The following is a 20150-nucleotide window of genomic DNA, read 5'->3' as shown; positions in this document are numbered from 1 at the left end:
GTCCGGTGGACACTCTTTGTCCCCCGTGTGAGCTACCTGGAGTGTCCACCGGGCGGTGACGATTCCCGGCCGCCCGATCCATAGCGTTGGCGGGGTGAGCGCGGCGCTCCGGCCGCGGACCTCGTCAAGGAGTCGTCATGCGCCTGTTGAGACGGTCCGGGGCCGTCGCGGCGGTCACCTTCACCGCCGGCGCGGCCGTGCGCGCGGTGCGGGGCGGCACGCCGCTGACGGTCGGGCATGCCCGGTGATAGACCTACGACAGCTCGCGGCGCTGTGGCGGCGGTGTGAGGTCACTGTCCGGGATGCCCCTTCAGCGCTGCTGCTGACCGTCGTGTCGCTCATGCCGGGGTTCCAGGGCAACGGGACGCAGATCGGCGAGCTGCCGACCAGTCCCTACGACGGGCTGGCCGTCGCGGTGATCGCCCTGGAGAGCATGCCACTCATCGTGCGCCGACGCCGGCCGGCCCTCTGCCTCGTCCTGGTGTCGCTCGGCTTCGCCCTCGACCAGATCTTCGCCTACCACGCGATGGCGGGCATCGCGCTGCCCGTCGCGCTCATCAGCGCGGGCGCCTACCTGGAACACCACCGGCGCGCCGTCGGGCTGCTCCTCTCCGCCGCGTACGTGCCACTGGTGGTCGCGCTCGCCCGGCTCGGCCTGAACGAGGAGCCGGCCGACCTGGTGGTTTTCTACCTGGCGCTGGTCGTGGCGTGGGGCATCGGGGCCTGGCTGCGCTCCACCCGGGCCACCGAGGCGGAGCACCGCCTGCACGTCGCCGCGGCCACCCGCGCGGCCGAGCGGACCCGCATCGCCCGGGAGCTCCATGACGTCGTGACCCACCATGTGACGGCGATGGTCGTGCAGGCCGAGGCGGCCCGCTACCTGACCGCCGCCCCCGACCGCCTCGACGCGGCCCTGAGCGCCGTCAGCGACACCGGCCGGCGGGCCATCAGCGACCTGCGGCACCTGCTCGACCTGCTCAATCCCGATCACGACACCGACGTCCGGATGCCGTCCGCCGGCGAGCTGCGCACGCTGGTGGAGCAGACGCGCCAGGCCGGTCAGCCGGTGGAGTACATCGAGGAGGGCGAGTCGTCCGAGTCGGCGGGCAGCGCCGAGTTCGTGGCTTACCGAGTGGTTCAAGAAGCTCTGACAAACGCCCTCAAATACGCGCACGGTAGCCGTACGGTGGTCCGCGTACGTCATGGAGAAAGGGAGATCACCGTGGAGGTCAGCACCGAAGGCCGCGGCTCGCGAGCCGCTTCCCCCGGTGGCAGTGGGCGGGGCCTGGCCGGGCTCCGCGAGCGGGTGGCCGCACTGGGCGGTGAGTTCAGCGCGCACCGGCGGGCGGACGGCTTTGTCGTGCGGGCGCGCATCCCCGCCGGAAACCCCTCGTGAACGCGCCGATCCGGGTGCTGATCTGCGACGACCAGGCGCTGATCCGCACCGGGTTCTCCACGATCATCGACGCGCAGCCCGACCTGGAGGTGGTGGGCGAGTGCGGGGACGGCCGCGCCGCGGTCGACCTCGCCCACCGGCTGAACCCGGACATGGTGGTGATGGACGTCCGGATGCCGGTGCTCGACGGCATCGAGGCGACCCGCCTGCTGGCCGGCGCCGGGGTGGAGCACCCGGTCAAGGTGCTCGTGGTGACGACGTTCAACCTGGACGAGTACGTCTACGAGGCGCTGCGCGCGGGAGCCAGCGGCTTCCTGCTCAAGGACGCCCCACCGGCGCAGTTGCTGCACGGCATCCGCACCGTCGCCTCGGGCGCCGCGCTGCTGGCCCCCGAGGTGACGCGGCAGCTCGTCGGCCGGTACGCGGCGCGGATCCGCCCACCGGGGGCCACTCCGGACGGCCTCGCGCTGACCCCGCGCGAGCTGGAGGTGCTGCGCCTGATCGCCGACGGCCTGTCCAACAGCGAGATCGCGGAGTCGCTGGTGCTCAGCCAGGAGACCGTCAAGACGTACGTGTCGCGCATTCTCACCAAGCTCGACCTGCGTGACCGCGTACAGGCGGTGGTCTACGCCTACCGCAACGGGCTGGTGGCCTGAGAGTCCGCCCGGCTCTTGCTGATGAGCGTCATCACCGGCGGGCGCCGGGCCCAGGGGGCGGGTTCAGGTATAGGGTTGCCCTGTGATCAGGGTAGGTGTGCTCGGCGCGCTGGGTCGCGTCGGCGTCGAGGTGTGCAAGGCGGTCGAGGCGGCTCCCGACCTGGAGCTGGTCGCCGCGCTCGACAAGGACGACGCCATCGAGGGCCTGGAGCCCGCCGAGGTGGTCGTCGACTTCACCCATCCCGACGTGGTCATGGGCAACCTGGAATGGGCCATCGCTCACGGCGTGCATCCGGTGGTGGGCACCACGGGGTTCACCGAGGAGCGGTTCGACACGATCCGGGGCTGGCTGGCCGCCTCACCGGGCACCAACTGCCTGATCGCCCCCAACTTCGGCATCGCCGCCGTGCTCATGATGCACTTCGCCCAGCAGGCGGCCAAGCACTTCGAGTCCGTCGAGATCATCGAGCTGCACCACCCCAACAAGGCCGACGCCCCGTCCGGCACCGCCCGGCGCACCGCCGAGCTGGTCGCGGAGGCGCGCGCCAAGGCCGGGCTCGGCGCGATGCCCGACGCCACCTCCACCCAGCTCGACGGGGCGCGGGGCGCCGACGTCGGCGGCGTCCACGTGCACGCCGTACGGCTCAGCGGCCTGATCGCGCACCAGGAGGTGCTGCTGGGCGGCGACGGTGAGACCCTGACGATCAGGCACGACACGATGAGCCGCGCGGCGTTCACCCCGGGGGTCCTGCTCGGCGTGCGGCGGGTGCGTGAGCTGGCCGGCCTGACCATCGGCCTGGAGCCCCTGCTCAACCTGTAGGTCCGCTGGACGCACGTCATGCCCACGACCTGCTCGCGCGGGTCATGGGCACGACGTAAGGAGAGGTTCCGGCTCCGCACAGCCGGGCCTTCAAGCATCACACTAATATCCAGAGGCGCGAATCACGCCGAACATGAGACCGTGTCCGCATGGTGCGATGGGCTGAGGCGGAGGACCTTCCGGGGCTGGTGGCGGTGGAGCTGGCCGCTGACGGGCTGTTCGAGCAGGTGGGCATCGTGTTCCCGCCGGGCACGACCATGATCGAAGAGGTCACGGACCCGTCCGTGGTGCTCGTGGAGGGTGACCCGCCCGCCGGGTTCGCGCTGATCGCCTGGGTCGACGGCAACCTCCATCTGGAGCAGCTCGCCGTACACCCCGCCCGGATGCGTCAGGGCATCGGCGGCCGGCTGATGCGGGGCGTGCTCGACCACGCGGCGGCGGCCGGAGCCCCCGCGGTGACGCTCACGACGTTCCGCGACGTCTCCTGGAACGCCCCCTGGTACGAACGTCACGGCTTCAAGGTGCTGCCCGAGCCGGAATGGGGCCCAGAGCTGAGGGCGCTGGTGGAGCACGAACGCGAGCTGGGCATCGAGATCGCCCCTCGCGTGGTGATGCGCGCCTGAACCTGAGGCCTGGGAAGAGACTTGTCAGACGCCGAGTTCGTCGGCCAGGCGGGTCAGGTACGCGGCGAACTGCCGCCGGTCGTAGTCGTCCCAGCCCACCGTCAGCTCGTCGAACGCGTGCCGCTGCCACTGCCGCGAGCCCGCCAGCAGGTTCTCGCCGTGGGGCGTGAGCTGGAGTGAGGCGCGGCGGCGGTCCTGCTCGGAGGAGGCACGGGTCAGGTAGCCGGCCTTGGTGGCGTCCTTGACGATGCGGCTGGCGCCGGAGTGGTCAAGGCCGAGCTGGTGGGCCACGGTGCCGACGGTGGCCTCCTCGGTGGTGTCCATGCCGGTGTCGACGGCCTCCACGGCGAGGATGTGCTGGACGTGGCGGGTCTCTCCGGTCTGCTCCTCCGACGCCCGGTTGATCCACCGGCGGGACCAGAAGCGTACGAGCCGGAAGAGGGCAGGACCGCCGTCGCATGCAGTTGAGGGAAGGCCGTGCGCAGTCATGCTCGTAGCCTACCCCTGGATGGATGCGATCTGCATATATAGTATGTGCGAATCGCATATATCCGAATGGAGACATCTATGTCCATCGTGCTGAACCACCTGATCGTTTCGGCGGCGGACAAGACGGAGGCGGCCACGTTCCTCGCGGACCTGCTGGGACTGCCCGTCTCACCGCCGGCCGGGCCGTTCGTCCCGGTACGGGTGAATGAAGATCTGGCGCTGGACTTCGACGACCGGGGCCAGGTGCAGCCGGGGCACTACGCGTTCCTGGTCGACGACGGCACGTTCGACGCGGTGCTGGGCCGGCTGCGGGAGTCCCAGGACATCGCCTACGGCGCGGGCCCCGGCCACGGCTGGGACCGGCGGATCAACCACCTCGGCGGCGGTCGCGGCGTCTACGTACGCGATCCCAACGGGCACAGCTACGAGCTGTTCACCGCCGTGCCGTAGCGACTACGCTGAAAAGCGTGACTGCCGGGTCGGCCAAGGGCCATGACGAGACGGGGCGCCCGGCCACGCCTTGATCACCGAGCGGGCCCGTGGCCCGCCGCCTCCAGCGCACCCGCCAGGCGGAGATCGCGCAGGAAGGAGGTGATCGCATGTCCCATGCCTGGGAAGGCTTCATGGCGCATCATGGCGTCGGCGACGTGCTCGACGGGCGCGTCGCCAGAGTTGTCCCGTTCGGTGTCTTCGTCGAAGTCGCCGACGGGGTGCACGGGCTGCTCGTCGGCAGAGAGCAGCCGCAGGCCGGATCGAGCGTCTCGGTGAGAATCGCCGAGATCGACCACGAGAACCGGAGGCTGAGGTTCACCGCCGGCTGAGGTTGGCGCTGAGGGTCACCCCCGCCTTGAGGTCGGTGGTGAGTGCGGGGGCCGTTCGGTCCCCGCACGTCGCCCGCTGGAACAGCGCCCCCGACCGGCGGTGCGGCAGATCGACGGTCCGCACGTGGCTGAAGCCCATGGACGTGTAGTAGCGGTGCAGGTCGGTGTTGCCCTTGGCGCAGTCGACCCTGACGAGCGGCAGCCCGGCGGCGGCCGCGCACTCGGCGGCGAAGTCCAGCAGCAGCGCCCCGATGCGGCGTCCCGCCCAGCTGCGCCGCACGACCAGCCGGTGCACGTAGACGGCGCGGTCGGGGTTGTCGTCCGGCTGCCAGAGCTCCGGGTCGGCGCGGCGGTCGATGGTGACCGCGGCGACGAGTGAGGTGTCGTGGCGCACCACGTACACGTGCCCGTCACGGATGTCGCTGATGATGCGTTCGGTCGGGAAGCCGCCTATGGACCATTGGGCAGTGATGCCACGCCTGTGGAGCCAGGCGGCGGCATTGTCGAGCAATTCCAGAATGCGAGGGGTGTCGTCGGGGGTCGCGCGGGTCGGGATCAGGTCTGGCATGGCTGCTCAATCTTGTACAGCAGAATTCCCTTGTCACCGGGAACGACCGTCACCGCGACCCGTACGGGCAGCCCGCCGTCCTCGCGGCCGGTACGAATATGGACGGTCACCGGAGTGCCCGGACGGATGTTCATGCGCGACGATTCCTCGATGGTCGGCATTCGGGAGATGATTTCGTCCTCCAGCGTCCGCTGAAGGTGTCCTAATTCGCGCAGCACCTCATTCGCTCCGCGAGGTATCGGGGTGGGGTCCATGATTTCGCTGCTCTGGACCAGCTCCAGCGGGAAATAGCTGTCGTTGATCATATAGGGCTCGCCGTCGACGTATTTCAGGCGGCGCCTGACGGCGGCCAGAACCTCCTCGCCGAGCTCCAGTCGCGTCGCCAGCTCGACCGGGGGATGCACGACGTGCACCTCGATCACCTGGCGGGGGTCGCGGCCCTCCCGCATCATCTCGACGGTGAAGGCGTCGTACTCGGGGGTCGCGGCCTGGGCGGGAGTTATGTCGTCGTGCAGCATGATGCGCATGGGGCGCTGGTCGCGCACATAAGTGCCTTGGCGTGCCTTGGTGAATATCAGCCCCTCATTGATGAGCAGCCCCAGGGCCAGTCGTACGGTGTTGCGGGAGACCCCGTACTTGTCCTGCAACTCGGTCTCGGTCGGCAGCCGGGTGCCGGGCGTGAGCTCGCCCCAATAGATCGACTTTCTCAGATCGTCGGCGAGTGCGCGATAGAGGGAAGTCGTCATGGGCACCTTCAATGATTGGTACCAACAAAACCAGCAATTGCCTTGACACTTCTCTACTCTGGTTCCACCCTGAGGTCAAGGTTGGTACCAAAGTCGGTGATGGCCATGGCGCGTCCCAAGAAAGGCCTCGTGCCGCTCCTGGTCGGCGGTCGCGGACCCGCGGCGGTCATCGGCGGCCTGGCCGGCCTTTCGGGCTTCGCCGTGGCCGGAAGCGGCAGCGCGGTGGCGGTGGTCGCCCTGGCGGTCGCGTCCGTGCTGATCACCGCCATTCTCATCATCGGGCCGCTGTTGCCGCGGCTCGCGCATCAGCGCACCATCCACACGATCGTCCGGTACGGCTGCGAACCTGGAAAAGCCGCTCAGGCCGAGCGGCTGATGAAGGGAATGGCGCAGTTCCAGTTGGAGAGTGATCGCCAGGCAACGGGACAATTCCGGCTAGAGGGTGATCGCCAGGCCGAGGGCGAACAGCAGCCCGTACGCCATCTGTAGCTTGCCCGTCGCCTGCAGCACGCCGATCAGCGCGGGGCCGACGGCGCCGTGCAGGACCGTCTTGACCGGGATGATCGCCAGCGGCGCCGCGAGCACCGCGGCCGCGGCCAGCGGCGCGACCGGGAGCATGGCCACCGCGATCACGAACGGCACGATCAGGCACGCCGCGTACAGCTTGCGGGTGCGCTCCTCGCCCAGCACGACGGCCAGTGTGCGTTTGCCCGACTTGCCGTCGGTGCCCACGTCGCGCAGGTTGTTCACGACGAGCATGGAGCACGACAGCAGTCCCACCGGGATGGACGCCGCCAGGGCCGCCCACGACAGGTGCTCCGTCTGCACGTACGCGGTGCCGACCACGGGCACGACGCCGAAGAACGTGAACACCGACGCCTCACCCAGCGCGCGGTAGCCGTACGGCGTCCTGCCTCCGGTGTAGAACCAGGCGGCGGCGATCGCGGCGGCGCCCACGAGCAGGATCCACCACGCCCGCGTCGCGATCACCAGCGTCAGCCCGAGCACCGCGGCGATCGCGAAGCAGCCCAGCGCCGCCGCCAGCACCTGCGGCGGGGTGGCCACGCGCGAGCCGACCAGGCGCATCGGGCCCACCCGCTGGTCGTCGGTGCCGCGGATGCCGTCGCTGTAGTCGTTGGCGTAGTTGACGCCGATCTGCAGCGACAGCGCGACGAGCAGCGCGACGACCGCGCGCCACCAGATGAAGCCGCCCTCGCCGATCGCCACGCCGGTGCCCACCATGACGGGGACGACGGCGTTGGGAAGGGTTCGGGGACGCGCGCCGGCGATCCACTGACCGGGGGTAACCATGTGTTCCTCTAGCTGATGTCCGTGGTGAGCCTGACCATGCGGATGGGACGGCCCATGTCGAGCACGCGCTCGGCCATGTCCTCGCCCCAGCCCGCCGACTCCAGGAAGCCGAGCACCGCATAGTTGTCGGCGAACACCCATGTCACGATTTGCCGGAAACCGTCCTCGCGTAGGTGGTCGACGGTGGCGTTGAGCAGGCGGCTGCCGTGGCCGCGGCGCACGAAGTCGGGATCAACCAGCAAGGTCAGCATTTCGGCGGTGATGGTGGGGTCGCAGTCGGGGTCCTCGGCAGGAGCGTGCGAGGCCAGGCCGACCACCCGCTCACCGCCGCGCGGCGTGGCGTGCGCGGCCCCGGTGCCGCCGGGGCCCAGAGCGGGGAACCCCTCCGTGTCGAGGATGGTCTCCACCGCCACCAGAACGCGGTGCATGGGAGTGGGCGGGGCGACGATCGCCTCGTCCCATTGGCGCAGCCACATCTTCTCGGCCGCAGCTCCCGTCATCTGCTCGAGCGGCCCTTCCGGGAGGAACTCCCGATAGCCGTAACGCCAGGCGCGGATCTGAGTATTCGCAACCTGGAGCACATCCTCGCGCCGGGCCGCCCGGACGCCTACGTCTGCCATCTCGGCCCGCTCCTTCGCCTGCCGTCATGCCACAAGGCACGAGTTACACCGTATCGGTGTTTGAGCCTTGGAGATGACGCGAACCCTGCTTCCTCGCCCGGTAGGCACGTGTTTTGGTGCGGTTGCCACAGACCCGCATGGAACACCACGATCTTGACCGGTTCTTCGAGGAGTCGATGAACGCCCACTGGCATGTCGCCTCGGCGCAGACCTTCAGCCGGTGCCAGGAAGGACTGATGGTAGCGGCGGCGATCCTCGCCAGAGCGCCCTGGACACCGTCCTCCATGGGGACCAGTTCTGGGTGGGGGGTGATGCGGATGTGGAGGGGGAGTGACGGCAACTGGGACATGTTGGGAGTTTCGTACTGAGTTCCGGCGCTGTCGTGGTGTGCGGCGTTGTTGTGCTGAGTTCCGGCGCTGTTGTGTTGCGTGGTGTTGTTGTGCTGAGTGGCTCCGTCGTCGTGTCGTAGCGCTGCGCGGAGGGCTTCGCGCAAGGTGAGCGCGGTGATGAGGTCGTCGTCGGACGCGCGGTCGCGCCGGCCGATCAGCCCCCGCTCCCGCAGCCAGAGCGCCAGCTCGGCGGGCGAGGCCAGCTCGTCGGCGTCGGAGTCGAGGTCGTAGGTGTTCAGGAAGTCGCGCACGAGCTCCGCGGGCGCCAGCATGTCACCACTGTACGGCAATAGGAGGTTGCGCCATCATGGGCTGCGTGATCGTTCGCACATGGCGGGGATGGACTCGTACGACCGATGCCGACGCGTACGCGGAGTATCTGCTGCGTACCGGATTCACCGGCTACACGCAGACGCCTGGGAACAAGGGGGCGTACTTCACCAAGCGGGACGTGGAGGAACGTACCGAGTTCTACCTGATCTCGCTCTGGGAGTCCTGGGAGGCGATCAAGGCGTTCGCTGGGGACGATCCCGGCGTAGCGGTCTTTTATCCCGAGGACGACCGCTACCTCGTGGACAGGGAGCGGACTGTGGAGCACTACGAGGTGTTCGCCAGCGCCTGACGTGCCAGCGCCTGACGCGCCACCGCCATCCACTCCAGCGCCATCCATGTCAGCGCCCGACGTGTCAGCGCCCGACGTGTCAGCAACATCCACTCCAACGCCCGATATATCAGCACCTCAACCCGACACTTCACGTGCCGACGTGAAAGGCAGTGTGTCGTGTCACATTGCTGTCGTGAACGGCTGGTCTGTCATGCGCTCTCGTGAACGGCCTGGGCCAGTCTCCGTACCCCCTCCGCCAGCTCGGGCAGGTTCGCCGCAGCCAGGTGCGTGAGGCGGAGGCGGGGGCCGGGCGGCTCCGACGGGTAGTACATCCTGCCGGCACCCACCAGCACGCCGTGACGCCTGGCGGCCTCGACCAGGGCGTTCTCGTCGATCTCGGCAGGCAGGTGGACCCACAGGTGCGCGCCGCCCTTCGGCACCAGGTGCAGTTCGGCGGCGGGCACCCGCGCGGCCAGCTCGGCCGCCAGCGTGTCACGGCGGAGCAGGATCTCGGCGCGTACGCTCGCCAGATGCCTGGTCCAGCCGGGCGAGCCGACGAAGTCCAGGACCGTCTCCTGCAGCGGACGCGCCACGAAGAACGACTCCACCAACTGGTTCGCCCGCAGCCGGTGCGCCGCCGGCCCCCGCGCCACGACGGCCGCCACCCGCGCGCTAGGGGAGAGGATCTTGGTGAGCGAACAGATGTACACGACCGTGCCGTGCGTGTCCATCGACACCATCGGCGGCGGCGCCTGGTCGGTGAAGTAGCGCGCGTAGTCGTCCTCGACCACGAACGCACCGGCCGCCCTCGCCACCTGGAGCACCTGTTCTCTGCGCTCGGCGGACAGCGTGGCACCGGTCGGGTTCTGCAACGTCGGCTGGCACAGGAACACCCGCGCCCCCGTCACCGCGAACGCCTCCGCCAGCAGGTCCGGCCGTACGCCGTCGCGATCGATCGGCACGGCCGTCGCCCGCAGGCCCGCCGCCTTGGCCGCGGCCAGCGCGCCCGGGTACGTCGGCGTCTCCACCAGCACCTGCGTCCCCGGAGCGGCCAGCGACCTGAACGCGTGCGTGAGCGCGGACTGTCCGCCACTGACGATCAACGCGTCGGCCGCCGTCACATCGCCTCCCGCCTGCGTCGCGAACCACCTGCGCAGCTCGGCCAGCCCCGTCAACGGCGGCATCGCCCACGCGTTCGGCCTGCGTACGGCCCTCGCCGCGGCGGCGGCCAGCTGCTTGTCCGGCCTGAGCCCAGGAGGCAGGTAGCCCCCGGTGAGCGCGACCGCCTGCTCCGGGGCGGGGCTCAGCAGGGCGGTCACCGGCGTCTCGTCCACGACGCGGTCACCGAGGGCGACGGTTTGCCAGGAGAAGTCCGGCGGGTCGGAGGACTTCCTCGGCGGATGGGCGGCGAACGCTCCACTGCCCGGTTTGGTGACAATGCGGCCCTCGGCGGTCAGTTGCGCGATGGCCCGGGAGACCGTGACGGGGCTGACGTTGTGGCGGCGCATCAGCTCGCGGGAGGACGTCAGGCGGGCGCCGGGATGGGAGCGAGCGACCTCTTCGCGGAGGATCGCGATGATGTGGGCGATACTGCTATCGTGATCCATGAGAGATGAGGATAGCGCTATCGGTGACGATGGAGTAGCGGTCCCGAGAACGGCGGGGCCAGGAGCCGTCTCGGGAGGGGCGATACCAAAGGATGCAGCTTCGGCGGAGGCTTCCGCTGCGGCATCTGAACCTGTATCGGCATCACCGCTCGCGTCCACCCCTTCCTCTGCCCCCACCTCCGCTCCCGCGTCGACACCTCCCTCCGCCCCTGCCTCTGCGTCCGCCCACATACCCGCCCCGGCGGCCACATCGAAGCCCGCATCGGCGTCCATCCCCGCGCCGCCCCCCATCTCCACGTCGGCATCCCCTCCCATCCCCACCTCCATTTCCGCCCCCGCCTCGACCTCCGCCCCCACACCCGCCCTTGCGTCCGCACCCGCCTCCGCCCCTGCGTCCGCCCTCACTCCGGCACCCGCCCCAGCATCCGCGTCGACATCCGTGCCCCTACCTGCGCCGTTTCCGAAGTCGACCTCGGCATCAACCTCAGCGTCGGCCCTGGTGTCGGCCTCCTCAACGCCGGTCGCTCACTCGGGAGACGACCAGGCCGCACAGAGCGCTACAGGTCACTCGGGCAGCGCTCCAGTCGCACAGAGCGCTGCAAGTCACTCGCCCGGCCGTCCAGCCGCACAGAGCGCTGCAGATCACCCGCCCGGCAGTCCGGCCATACAAAACGCTGCAGGTCACTCGAACGGCGGTCCGCCCGCACAAACCTCCGCGGTTCACTCCCGCGGAAGCCGTGCTCGCCAAGGAACCGCTCTGGCCTTCCTCGGCGTCCTCGCCTTCTCCGGCTCGTTCCCCGCCACCGTGTACGCGATGCGTGGCTTCGATCCCTGGCTCGTCGCCATCGGCCGTGCCGCGATCGCCGGTGTCATAGCCGTCATCTGCCTACTTTTCGCCCGCCTCCCGCTCCTCCCACCCCGTGCCCAATGGGGGTCATACGCCGCGATCTCTCTCGGCGTCGTCTTCGGTTTCCCGGTCTTCAGCGGTCTGGCGCTCCATCTCGGCGCCACCACCTCCCACTCGGCCGTCGTCATCGGCCTGCTCCCCGCAGCCACCGCCGCCTGCGCCGTCCTACGCGCCGGCGAACGCCCACGCCCCGCCTTCTGGCTCGCCTGTACGGCAGGAGCCGCCGCGATCACCGCGTTCACCCTCACCCGGGGCCAGGACTCCGCCGCTTGGCCGGACCTGCTCCTGGTCGGCTGCCTCGTCTCAGCGGCCGTCGGTTACACGGAGGGCGCCAGGCTCTCCCGCGACGCACCCGGCTGGCAGGTCATCTCCCACACCCTCGTCCTCTCCCTCCCCCTCACCGCCCCCATAACCGCCGTACTCGCGCTCACCACCCCGATCGAGCCGTCCGTGGAGGCGGTCGCCGGGTTCGCGTACGTGGGCGCGATCTCGATGTTCCTCGGCTTTGTCCCGTGGTACGCCGGTCTGGCCAGGGGCGGAATCGCCAGAGCAGGCCAGACCCAGCTCACACAGCCGCTGCTCACGCTGGTCTGGGCCTGGTTCCTGATGGGGGAGCGCTACGGTCCGGCCACGGTGGCAACGGCACTGGCAGTACTGGTGTGCGTAGCCATCACCCAACGCACCCGTACATGATCAGCTAGACCCACATCCCACCCACCCCCACGCAGCGTCCCCAAACCCGACCACGCCCACACAGCACCCACCAAACCGTCGGCCAAGCCCGCACAGCGCCCGCTACCCCGTGGCCACGCCCGCACAGCATCCACCAACCGCCTGTCCATGCCCGCTCAGCATCCACCAACCGCCTGACCAGGTCCGCTCAGCACTCATCAACCGCCTGACCAGGTCCGTACAACATTCACCGATCCCCTGGCCATCCCTGCACAGCGCCCACCCGCCCCCGCCATGTCCCACATGACGACCGTGCAACGCCAACGCGCCCGACCCAACGATCACCAGACCTCCAGCCGTACCCCGACCCCCAGAGAGCACCGCAGCAAAAGACCCCGCCAAATCCGCACATCAACCGACTTCGCCCTTCCTCCCCTCCAAGACGCAAGGAAGCGCGCCCTTGCGGGGCAAACTTGAAAGCCGTGACGCCGCCCCGCAGGATAGGTAGTGGAGGTGTCACATGGCAGACCTCACCGTCCCCGAGGGCGGCTTCTGGCCCGCCCCGGAAATCCCGCAGCCGAACATCTACCCGATGGAATGGCGAGTAGAGACCGCCAAACTGGCCGCCATATACGAAAAATCCAAACGAACCCTCTGGAACCCAGCCGACCTCCCCTGGGACGGCCTGAACCCGGACGACTTCACCCGCGAACAGCGCCTGGGAATCATGTACTGGTTCTCCGTCCTGGCGAACTTCGACGCCTCAGGACCGGCCGTGTTCGCCCGCGCTACCATCCAGGCGTTCGAGAAGCACGAGGAGGACCCGGTCAGGAAGTGCTTCTTCTCGATCACCCGCGACGAGATGAACCACGAGGAATGCTGCCAGCGCACCATCGCCAAACTCTGGCCCGGCGGCCCCCTCGACTGGACCCCCTCCGACGACCTGGAGAAGGCAGCCCACAACAACATCGGCTGGCTCTACCACAACGGCGGCCGCTACTGGACCGGCTACAACGTCGCCGTGGGCAAGTACACGCTCCCCGTTCTCTTCACCAGCTTCATGATGGGCGAGATGGCCGCCTCCACCCTGTTCAGGGGGATGGCCTCGGGCACCCAACACCCTGTCTTCGGCGAGATGTTCCAGCGCATCGGCCGGGACGAGTCCCGACATCTCCAGATCTGCATGACCATCCTGGAGAACGAGTGGCCCGGTCTCACCGACGAGACCCGTTCCCTCATCACCCGCCAGCTCCGCGCCGGCTTCGTCTTCCTGTCCATGATCCTCTGGGAGCCACCCGAGGGCTTCTGGGAACTACCGCCGTACTTCCTGCCCAACCACCGCGTTCTGATGGACCACGCCCGTGACGCCGGCCTGGGCGTGCTGTCGTACGAGGAGCAGGCCGAGAACTGGCGAGTAGCGATGGCCCGCGTCCGCGTCATCGTCGAACGCTGGGGCATCGCGTTCCCCGCCATCCCCGAGCTCGACCTGGAGGGCGTGGTGGTCGACTTCATCGACCCCGAGGAAATCATCCCGGTCTTCTGACACGTACGCTCTGTCGCATGTGGGCTCGCATGAACGGACTACGCGTACTCGAACTCGGCATGCCCGGCGACCAGCGCACCTGGCTCACCGACCTGGTCCTGTCCGGCGCCAAAACCGCCACCGCCGGCCTGCTGGAACTCGACTACGAGGCCGAGAACGAGCCCCTGGAACACCTCGGCGAACACCTCGCTTTGATCGACAACACCGGCACCCGGGTGGCCCTGCTGGAGATCACCAAGGTAGAACCGACACCGTTCTCCGCGGTGACCTGGGAGTTCGCCCAGTCGGAGGGAGAGGGCTTCCGCTCGATCGACCACTGGCGCGAGGCCCACGCCCGCTACTGGGCCGGCCTGGGCCACAAGGTGACCGACTCATCCACCGTCGTATGCCTGACCTTCCGCCTGCTCAACGACCAGTGACCCACGAGAACGACGAGCAATCCGTAAGGACGCGGCGAACTCACGAAGACGACGACCCGTGGCCCGTCAGCCTGGTGCGACGATGGCGGTCACTCACTCTGTCGGCCAACGCTCCTCGGGACAGACGAAGCTGCCACGTTGCGGGACGGTATAAATCCACCCTTGGTCGCGCAGCAGCGCCATGGCTCGCCGTACAGTCTCCCGCGCCACCTCATGCTGCCGCAGCAGTGCGGCCTCTCCGGGAATGGGCCGCCTCGGCCGCAGTTCTCCGGCTTTGATGCGCTGCGCGATATCGGCAGCTATATGCTGATATAGCGGGATTTTTTGAGAAACGCGCGGTGCCTGATCGAGCACCCCCGCGAACGTCCCCTCACCATGAACGGTGTGGACCAGTCCCTCGTCCCGAAGCATTCGAATCGCTCTGCGTGCGGTGGTGCGTGCCACCCCGAACTCGCGCTGTATCTGCGCCTCGCTGGCCACCGGATCGCCCGGCGCCAGCGTACGGGTAATGCGCAACCGGAGTATCTCGGTGATCTGCTGATAAGGATGCCTGTCACCCTCGCGATCGAGCATGACACTCAGGGTATACGGGCGGCCATACAAGGGGTGACGAGTTACGGCCCTTTACCGGGCCAGTCCTTGGGATCGGACACATAGGTGCCCCGATAGGGAACGGTGAACACCCAGCCTTGCTCCCTGAGATGTCCCACCGCCTGCCGTGCGGTCACCTTGGCGACGCCGTACTGCCGCATCATGGCCTTCTCGCCAGGGATCGCCCGATTGGGTGCTATCTCGCCCCGTCGGATGCGCTCGGCGATCTCTTCGGCGATCTTCTGGTAGATCGGCATCGTTCTGGGCGTACGCGGTGCGCCGGGTGGGCCGACGAACGTGCCCTCGCCCTGGATCGTGTACGCCATGCCTTGCTCGCGAAGCTCTCGCGCCACTCGCCTGGCAGTGGTCCTGGCGATCGCATAATCCTTCTCGAGTGTGGCCTCGCTGGGCACCGGATCGCCTGCCACCAGTTCCCCGCGCTCGATCTTCTCGCAGATCAGCTCGGCGACCTGCTTGTACAGAGGCACGGGTCCTTCGCGATCGAGCACAAAGGGATTATAGACGAAACCATACATGCCTACACAAAATAGACACGCTCTTTGAGTGTATTGATACAGGACCTAGACCAGTGAATACGCCTGGGTTATAGTTAAGGCATGCCGTGGGAAAAAGGAGACCTCCACGGACGCCATGTGGCAGCGTCGAACAGTTCGCCAGTGTCGATCGAATGGGATCCCGTGCGCCCCTGCATCGAACGGGTTCGCGTCCACGACTACACCTGCGACTGTAAGCCCGTCTTCTACGAGCTCTGTCAGATAGGCGGCCTGCGCTGCATTCGCCGTACAACCAGAGGAGGTAAGCGACTGGTGGTGGAAGAAAGTGCTCGAAAAGTCGCCTCTGAGGTGGAGGTGTGGTGGAAACAACTACTGGCAGGGGACGCTCAATGATCGCGAGCCGGCGTCGGCGTATCCAGCATCGCCTTCTGGCATGGATGTGGTGCTTGCTGCTGGATGCCGCATTGCGGCTTCGACGGGGCGGCGCTCGATGGTGAGAGCGGCCGGCCGGTGCCAATTCTGGATGATCCAGGGACCGGCCCCTCTGCGGCCTCTGGGTTTCATGATCTGAAGACTCCCGGCCCGCATACTGCCGCCCAGTGGGTCGGGTCTCATGGCTTCGACGACGTGGATGGTCAGGAGGGGGCGGAGTCATGAGTTCACGGATCGCCCTGCGCAGCGGTCCGTTCGCTCGGCCAGGCAGTGGTTCGTGCCTGCCCGTTCCCCCGGCAGACGTCATCCCAATGCTCCGCGTTCTGCCGGGGGCCCAAAATATGTGTTCACGGCTTTGTGCCGGATGTTGGCGACGCTTGAAGCTACTTCAATGGCTGCGGAGAGGGCTCGCTATCGGCGCACAGTCGGGGAGCCGCTTGAGATGGTGTCGCCGAAGAATGGTTGCTCTGATAGATAACGGCTGCTTCACGTTTGCGCGGAACTTGGCTTATATGGTCGAGTTCCTGGGCGTTACGTGCGAAGGGATTGTCGCTCACACTTCGTCTGCGCCGCTGTTGCATCTCAGATGCCGACTCACGGCCATGCCATTTACTCGGAAATGTCGGAAAATCTATATCCATGCTGCTGATCGAAGGTCGTCGCTGGCCCCACATCCCGCGTCTGATACAGGGCCAGCGACGAGGCAGCCGCCCTCTACAGTAGAGCGGCCGCGATTCAGAGAGCCTTCGGTTTTTCACGGGTTCCCCTCACTGACAGCGTCGCGCAGTGCGCTGACATGTGCGAGGAACCCGCTCGGTGGAGCTGAGCCTTCCCGAGAACCTGCCGCCGGGCTTGGACTTGCCGGGGAGCCCGTTCCGTCCACTGCGGATTGCGCCGTCGCGCACAGTGGGTGGAACCCGGTGGCGGGTACGCGTGGTCCCATGCCCTCCGGGGAGCACGGGACCACGCGCTTGCGAGCGGTTGACCGGCTGACGTCCAAACGGCCTGCTCGCAGAAAGAAGCGTCTCATGGGCTGTTAGCGGAAAACTGAGGTTCAGCGCTATCAACAGAAAGATTCCTTTCGGTGTTCTTACGGTAGATCAGCACTCTTGGCGGCTCCGCAGAGCGGCTCAAACAAGGCCAATGCTGCCCTGGTGGCCCTACCTGCCACTGGTGGCATGGGCCAGCTTTCCGAGGAACGCTCAACTCTTATTCTCGGGAAAAGAGGGAAATGTAGGTGCGGCAGTCGATATTTGGCGATTTAGCGGTCCTGGTCTCTCTTATGTGCTTCGGTGGTGATTGCGCGCCGATCAAGCTCACGGGCGGTTCGGCGCCACGTGAGCTCCCATCACGTCAGGCTCCATGCCTTACGGCCGGTGCCATGCTCGGCGGTCTTGCCGCATGGGTGAAACCGGGATGATCGTCCTCGCGCTGCCCTCGCCCACTACTCCCGCCCCGTGACGATCAGAACCGCACTCGCCGCCACCCCGTATCTGTGACGATCAAGTGGTCGAGAAACCGGAGTCCGACCGTCTCGGCAGCCTCCGCAAGCTGGGCCGTAGCCGCCGCATCCGCGTCACTCGCGTCGAGACAGCCGCTGGGGTGATTGTGCGCCATCCCGAACCCCGCCCCGCCGGCCGTCAACACCACCGTGATGATGTCCCGGACCGGAACCGTCGTGTGATCAGATCCGCCCTCCGTGAGCACCACCCGCCGCAACACCGCACCCCGAACATCGCACACCACCACAACCAGTCGCTCTCGCGTGTGACCGTGCAGCAGTGGGGCGACGACCATGGCCAGGTCGGAGGTGTTCGCGATCCTTGCCGGCTCGGGCTCCGCCTGCGCGCGCCGTACGAGATGAAAGGCCGCCGCCACTCGCGCGGCTTTGGCCGGCCCCACACCGGGTACGGCGAGCAGCCGATGCGGCTCAGCCCTGGCGAGCCCGTCAAGGTCACCACAGTGCTCGATCACCTGCGCCGCCAGATCCATCGCGCTCGACCCCCGGAACCCCGAGCCCAGCAGCACGGCCAGTAACTCGCGATCGGCCAGCGCCGTCGCGCCGCTCGCCATCAGCCGCTCGCGTGGCCGCTCATGTTTGGGCAGGTCCTTGACTCGCATCCGCAACCTCCAGAACCGTTCTATCAACGAGCACCGACAACCTCAGCCCTCCGAAGGTCATCGCTCCGACACCTTGAGGACCGTGTTCGAGCAGCATTCACAGCTCGCGAGAGCTACGTCGTCAGGAGGTGGTGCATGTGGCCGCGTGTCTCAGGCAGCAACGGGACGCATCAGGGAAGCAGCTGGTGACGTTGCAGGTTTCCCGGCAACGTTCACTGTTACCGGCGTCATCAAGGTGTACGGGTCGTTGCCGTCAACGCTTCACCAAAGGGGTCTGCTGGGAGACGCCTTGCCCACGCCAAGATCGTGAGCGGCGACCCGTACCTACATGAGGCATCGCGCCGGCGAACCTTCGTGAGCCGCCCGCCGTGAAGCCAAGCGCCTCCAGAGCCCATGGAAGCTCTTCGCGCGACGAGCGCCTTCCGATGGAGTCCATAGGAGAGCAAGTTACCGCCGACCGACGCTCGAAGTGCTCGCAGGTGAGTGCAGAGCAGGGCGGTAGAGACGGCGAGGACCGCCGTGGCGGGGCGTGTGCTTCAGGTGGCCAGCGAGCCTGAATTACTTCGTAAGATCTGCCGTCGTCGCAATGCGCGGGAAGCGTGGACCGGCATATCGCGGTCGCGCCATCTCCAGCCGCTACCGACGACTGACACCGATTAAGTGATCACAAGGGCTGCGACTCATGCGCAGACATGACATAAGAGGTACCAACAAGGACCGAAACGGAAGACACGCCAAGACTCTCTGCTGAGCTCCAGGCCGAACGGCACGGGTATCGGCCCGGAGCCCTGTAACGCGCTCATCTAAACCGGCATGCTGTACATGATCCGGAAGCGATCACCCGGGATCACGATGTCACTGGTCTCCACCGGGCGGTCGCCTGCCCAGTGCGTACGCTCGATATGCAGGATGTGCACGCCCGCCGGAAGATCGAGAGCATCGCTCTCCGTAGGCCGGGGCACGCGCGTGTGAACGCTTTCGACCACCTCCGTGATTTTTATCCCGTGCGCGTACATCCTGGCGACCAGGCTGCGCCGTTCCTCCTCATTGTGAGCCGCGAACTCCAGTGGCTCGTATGAGGTGACCAGTTGGAGCGGCCTGCCGTCGCCGCGAAAGACGTAGTGCGTCCTCGTCAGCGTGGTCGATTCGTCGAGCCGGAGGCGTCTGCCGATGTCGGGGCCGGCTTCAGCGGGTTCGCTGTGCCAGTCCCAGGTCACACGCCTGCCTTGTGACTGCAGATCGGCGGCGAACGGGGCAGGATGGTCGAGGAACCGCCATCGGTGCAAGGGTGAGAGGGCGGGGCGTTCTCTGACGTAATGGCCCGATCCCACGCGGCCGATGATGAGGCCCTCACCCGCCAGAACGCGAAGAGCGTGGCGGGCGGCGGTCTCGCCGACCTGATACTTGCGGGTCAGCTGCGCCCGTGACGGAATAGGCGCGCCGGGGGGAAGGGTGCCGTCTGTGATCTGTCGTCGAATGTCTTCGACGACACGCAGGTAGACCGGATCTGAGGTGGCCACTAGTCCATCCCTGGGGGTTCGTGTGAGGCGATGCCCTATGTTGCCGTATTCGACAGGTAACCGACCGTCATCGAGGACACTTGGAGCCCCAACTTTGCGGCGGCGGAAATTATCGAGAAAACCTTGTAACGCCGATGTAAGGGCCACCGATTGTTCGGTAGAGGTCGTCGATGTGTGTACCCCCGAGCACATATCGGCGGCCTCTTCTCATGGGCGCAGTCCAGAGCGCACGAACCTGTGCCGCGGCTCAGTTGCGACACCCGCTCCCACCACGTCGAACGGCAACCTGCGGTGGCCACGGTGAGGTGAGACCTCCAGGTCGACGCTTGTGTCCGCACCCTCCCCCCGCTTTCGACGCGAGACTCGCGCAGCCGCACTCCGTACGGCAAACAGCTGCAATCCACCCCAGTGACTTGCCGATAGCTGCGATTCAGCCTGCGAAGCGGAGCACACAGGGCTTCTCGCCTTCGCCGTCGGCACTTGCTCTAACGGTGCAGCCCCACCAGCACGCGCAGACCCGTCGCTTCTGTGGTTCATCTATCTGCGGTGATTCCAGTGGGGGCGTAAGTGGGTCGCCGTTCGGTCGCCGTCCACCGTCCGTCTGCCTCCCGCGGATCGTCCACCAACCGTGCGCTGGCTACGATCCGCTCGCCCGCTCGCCCGCTCGCCCGCTCGCCCGCTCGCCCGCTCGCCCGCTCGCCCGCTCGCCCGCTCGCCCGCTCGCCCGCTCGCCCGCTCGCCCGCTCGCCCGCTCGCCCGCCACTTCTACCCTCCGCCCCC

22 protein-coding genes are annotated in these 20150 nt (G+C 67.5%); 11 read left to right on the top strand and 11 right to left on the bottom strand.

Annotated features, from left to right (window positions below; all coding sequences use genetic code 11):
- Window positions 1-244: 244 nt before the first annotated feature.
- The 4 genes from KME77_RS14285 to KME77_RS14270 all read left to right on the top strand — a co-directional run bounded on the left by KME77_RS14285 (window position 245) and on the right by KME77_RS14270 (window position 3495).
- Window positions 245-1396 (top strand): sensor histidine kinase, encoded by a 1152-nt coding sequence (locus KME77_RS14285; RefSeq protein ID WP_219466999.1) that lies wholly within the window; start codon window positions 245-247, stop codon window positions 1394-1396.
- Window positions 1393-2052: a response regulator gene (locus tag KME77_RS14280; protein WP_219466998.1), complete on the top strand. Its 660-nt coding sequence runs from the start codon at window positions 1393-1395 to the stop codon at window positions 2050-2052. Before KME77_RS14285 ends, KME77_RS14280 begins: the two co-directional genes overlap by 4 nt.
- An 82-nt stretch (window positions 2053-2134) precedes the next feature.
- Entirely contained in the window at window positions 2135-2872 is a 738-nt protein-coding gene (gene dapB / locus KME77_RS14275; RefSeq protein WP_219466997.1) for a 4-hydroxy-tetrahydrodipicolinate reductase, read from the top strand.
- Between the two features lie 149 nt (window positions 2873-3021).
- A complete protein-coding gene (locus KME77_RS14270; protein WP_219466996.1) occupies window positions 3022-3495 on the top strand; it encodes a GNAT family N-acetyltransferase in 474 nt (157 codons plus the stop codon).
- A 24-nt stretch (window positions 3496-3519) separates the two neighbouring features.
- Here the strand turns inward: KME77_RS14270 and KME77_RS14265 are convergent, their stop codons facing one another.
- Window positions 3520-3984 carry a MarR family winged helix-turn-helix transcriptional regulator gene (locus KME77_RS14265; protein WP_219466995.1) on the bottom strand — a complete coding sequence of 155 codons (465 nt, stop codon included), beginning with the start codon at window positions 3982-3984 and terminating at the stop codon, window positions 3520-3522.
- Window positions 3985-4062: 78 nt separating this feature from the next.
- On the opposite strand from KME77_RS14265, the gene KME77_RS14260 reads away from it, so the two are divergent.
- Complete coding sequence (locus KME77_RS14260; protein WP_219466993.1) at window positions 4063-4434, top strand: VOC family protein; 372 nt, start codon at window positions 4063-4065, stop codon at window positions 4432-4434.
- Between the two features lie 149 nt (window positions 4435-4583).
- Window positions 4584-4805: a S1 RNA-binding domain-containing protein gene (locus tag KME77_RS14255; RefSeq protein ID WP_219466991.1), complete on the top strand. Its 222-nt coding sequence runs from the start codon at window positions 4584-4586 to the stop codon at window positions 4803-4805.
- Here KME77_RS14255 and KME77_RS14250 read toward each other — a convergent pair.
- Entirely contained in the window at window positions 4792-5373 is a 582-nt protein-coding gene (locus KME77_RS14250) for a GNAT family N-acetyltransferase (RefSeq protein ID WP_219466990.1), read from the bottom strand. The two genes, KME77_RS14255 and KME77_RS14250, sit on opposite strands and share 14 nt — an antisense overlap.
- Window positions 5361-6119, bottom strand: coding sequence for a GntR family transcriptional regulator (locus KME77_RS14245; protein WP_219466986.1), 759 nt, complete (start codon window positions 6117-6119; stop codon window positions 5361-5363). The genes KME77_RS14250 and KME77_RS14245 overlap by 13 nt, the downstream gene beginning before the upstream one ends.
- A 105-nt stretch (window positions 6120-6224) precedes the next feature.
- Here KME77_RS14245 and KME77_RS14240 point away from each other — a divergent pair, with 105 nt between their 5' ends.
- The gene (locus KME77_RS14240; protein ID WP_219466983.1) at window positions 6225-6608 is read left to right on the top strand and encodes a hypothetical protein; all 384 of its coding nucleotides are present in this window, start codon (window positions 6225-6227) and stop codon (window positions 6606-6608) included.
- Here the strand turns inward: KME77_RS14240 and KME77_RS14235 are convergent.
- From KME77_RS14235 to KME77_RS14225, 3 genes are read right to left on the bottom strand one after another with little or no spacing between them, the layout of a single operon-like run.
- Entirely contained in the window at window positions 6555-7430 is an 876-nt protein-coding gene (locus KME77_RS14235) for a 1,4-dihydroxy-2-naphthoate polyprenyltransferase (RefSeq protein WP_219466980.1), read from the bottom strand. The genes KME77_RS14240 and KME77_RS14235 overlap by 54 nt on opposite strands.
- Window positions 7431-7438: 8 nt before the next feature.
- Window positions 7439-8050 carry a GNAT family N-acetyltransferase gene (locus tag KME77_RS14230; protein WP_219466978.1) on the bottom strand — a complete coding sequence of 204 codons (612 nt, stop codon included), beginning with the start codon at window positions 8048-8050 and terminating at the stop codon, window positions 7439-7441.
- Between the two features lie 43 nt (window positions 8051-8093).
- Window positions 8094-8711 (bottom strand): CGNR zinc finger domain-containing protein, encoded by a 618-nt coding sequence (locus KME77_RS14225; RefSeq protein WP_219466976.1) that lies wholly within the window; start codon window positions 8709-8711, stop codon window positions 8094-8096.
- Window positions 8712-8755: 44 nt separating this feature from the next.
- Between KME77_RS14225 and KME77_RS14220 the strand changes: the two genes are divergently transcribed.
- Window positions 8756-9061, top strand: coding sequence for a hypothetical protein (locus KME77_RS14220; protein WP_219466974.1), 306 nt, complete (start codon window positions 8756-8758; stop codon window positions 9059-9061).
- 191 nt (window positions 9062-9252) lie between these two features.
- Here the strand turns inward: KME77_RS14220 and KME77_RS14215 are convergent, their stop codons facing one another.
- Window positions 9253-10650, bottom strand: coding sequence for an aminotransferase-like domain-containing protein (locus KME77_RS14215; RefSeq protein ID WP_219466971.1), 1398 nt, complete (start codon window positions 10648-10650; stop codon window positions 9253-9255).
- A 664-nt stretch (window positions 10651-11314) separates the two neighbouring features.
- Between KME77_RS14215 and KME77_RS14210 the strand changes: the two genes are divergently transcribed.
- From KME77_RS14210 to KME77_RS14200, 3 genes are all read left to right on the top strand, one after another.
- Complete coding sequence (locus KME77_RS14210) at window positions 11315-12250, top strand: DMT family transporter (RefSeq protein WP_372451173.1); 936 nt, start codon at window positions 11315-11317, stop codon at window positions 12248-12250.
- A gap of 499 nt (window positions 12251-12749) precedes the next feature.
- A complete protein-coding gene (locus KME77_RS14205) occupies window positions 12750-13772 on the top strand; it encodes a hypothetical protein (RefSeq protein WP_219466970.1) in 1023 nt (340 codons plus the stop codon).
- Between the two features lie 17 nt (window positions 13773-13789).
- Window positions 13790-14191, top strand: coding sequence for an ASCH domain-containing protein (locus KME77_RS14200; RefSeq protein WP_219466967.1), 402 nt, complete (start codon window positions 13790-13792; stop codon window positions 14189-14191).
- A 93-nt stretch (window positions 14192-14284) separates the two neighbouring features.
- Here KME77_RS14200 and KME77_RS14195 read toward each other — a convergent pair whose 3' ends face one another.
- The 4 genes from KME77_RS14195 to KME77_RS14180 all read right to left on the bottom strand — a co-directional run bounded on the left by KME77_RS14195 (window position 14285) and on the right by KME77_RS14180 (window position 19370).
- Window positions 14285-14764, bottom strand: coding sequence for a GntR family transcriptional regulator (locus KME77_RS14195; RefSeq protein WP_219466965.1), 480 nt, complete (start codon window positions 14762-14764; stop codon window positions 14285-14287).
- Between the two features lie 41 nt (window positions 14765-14805).
- The gene (locus tag KME77_RS14190) at window positions 14806-15318 is read right to left on the bottom strand and encodes a GntR family transcriptional regulator (RefSeq protein ID WP_219466962.1); all 513 of its coding nucleotides are present in this window, start codon (window positions 15316-15318) and stop codon (window positions 14806-14808) included.
- Window positions 15319-17193: 1875 nt separating this feature from the next.
- Window positions 17194-17850: a JAB domain-containing protein gene (locus KME77_RS14185; protein ID WP_219466961.1), complete on the bottom strand. Its 657-nt coding sequence runs from the start codon at window positions 17848-17850 to the stop codon at window positions 17194-17196.
- Window positions 17851-18653: 803 nt separating this feature from the next.
- Window positions 18654-19370, bottom strand: coding sequence for a GntR family transcriptional regulator (locus KME77_RS14180; protein ID WP_219466958.1), 717 nt, complete (start codon window positions 19368-19370; stop codon window positions 18654-18656).
- Between the last annotated feature and the right edge of the window lie 780 nt (window positions 19371-20150).

The sequence above is a fragment of the Nonomuraea rhizosphaerae genome (assembly GCF_019396405.1).
Lineage (GTDB): Bacteria > Actinomycetota > Actinomycetes > Streptosporangiales > Streptosporangiaceae > Nonomuraea > Nonomuraea rhizosphaerae.
The sequence above is the reverse complement of the archived record's forward strand: the minus strand, read 5'-3'. Positions and strand labels throughout refer to the sequence as shown.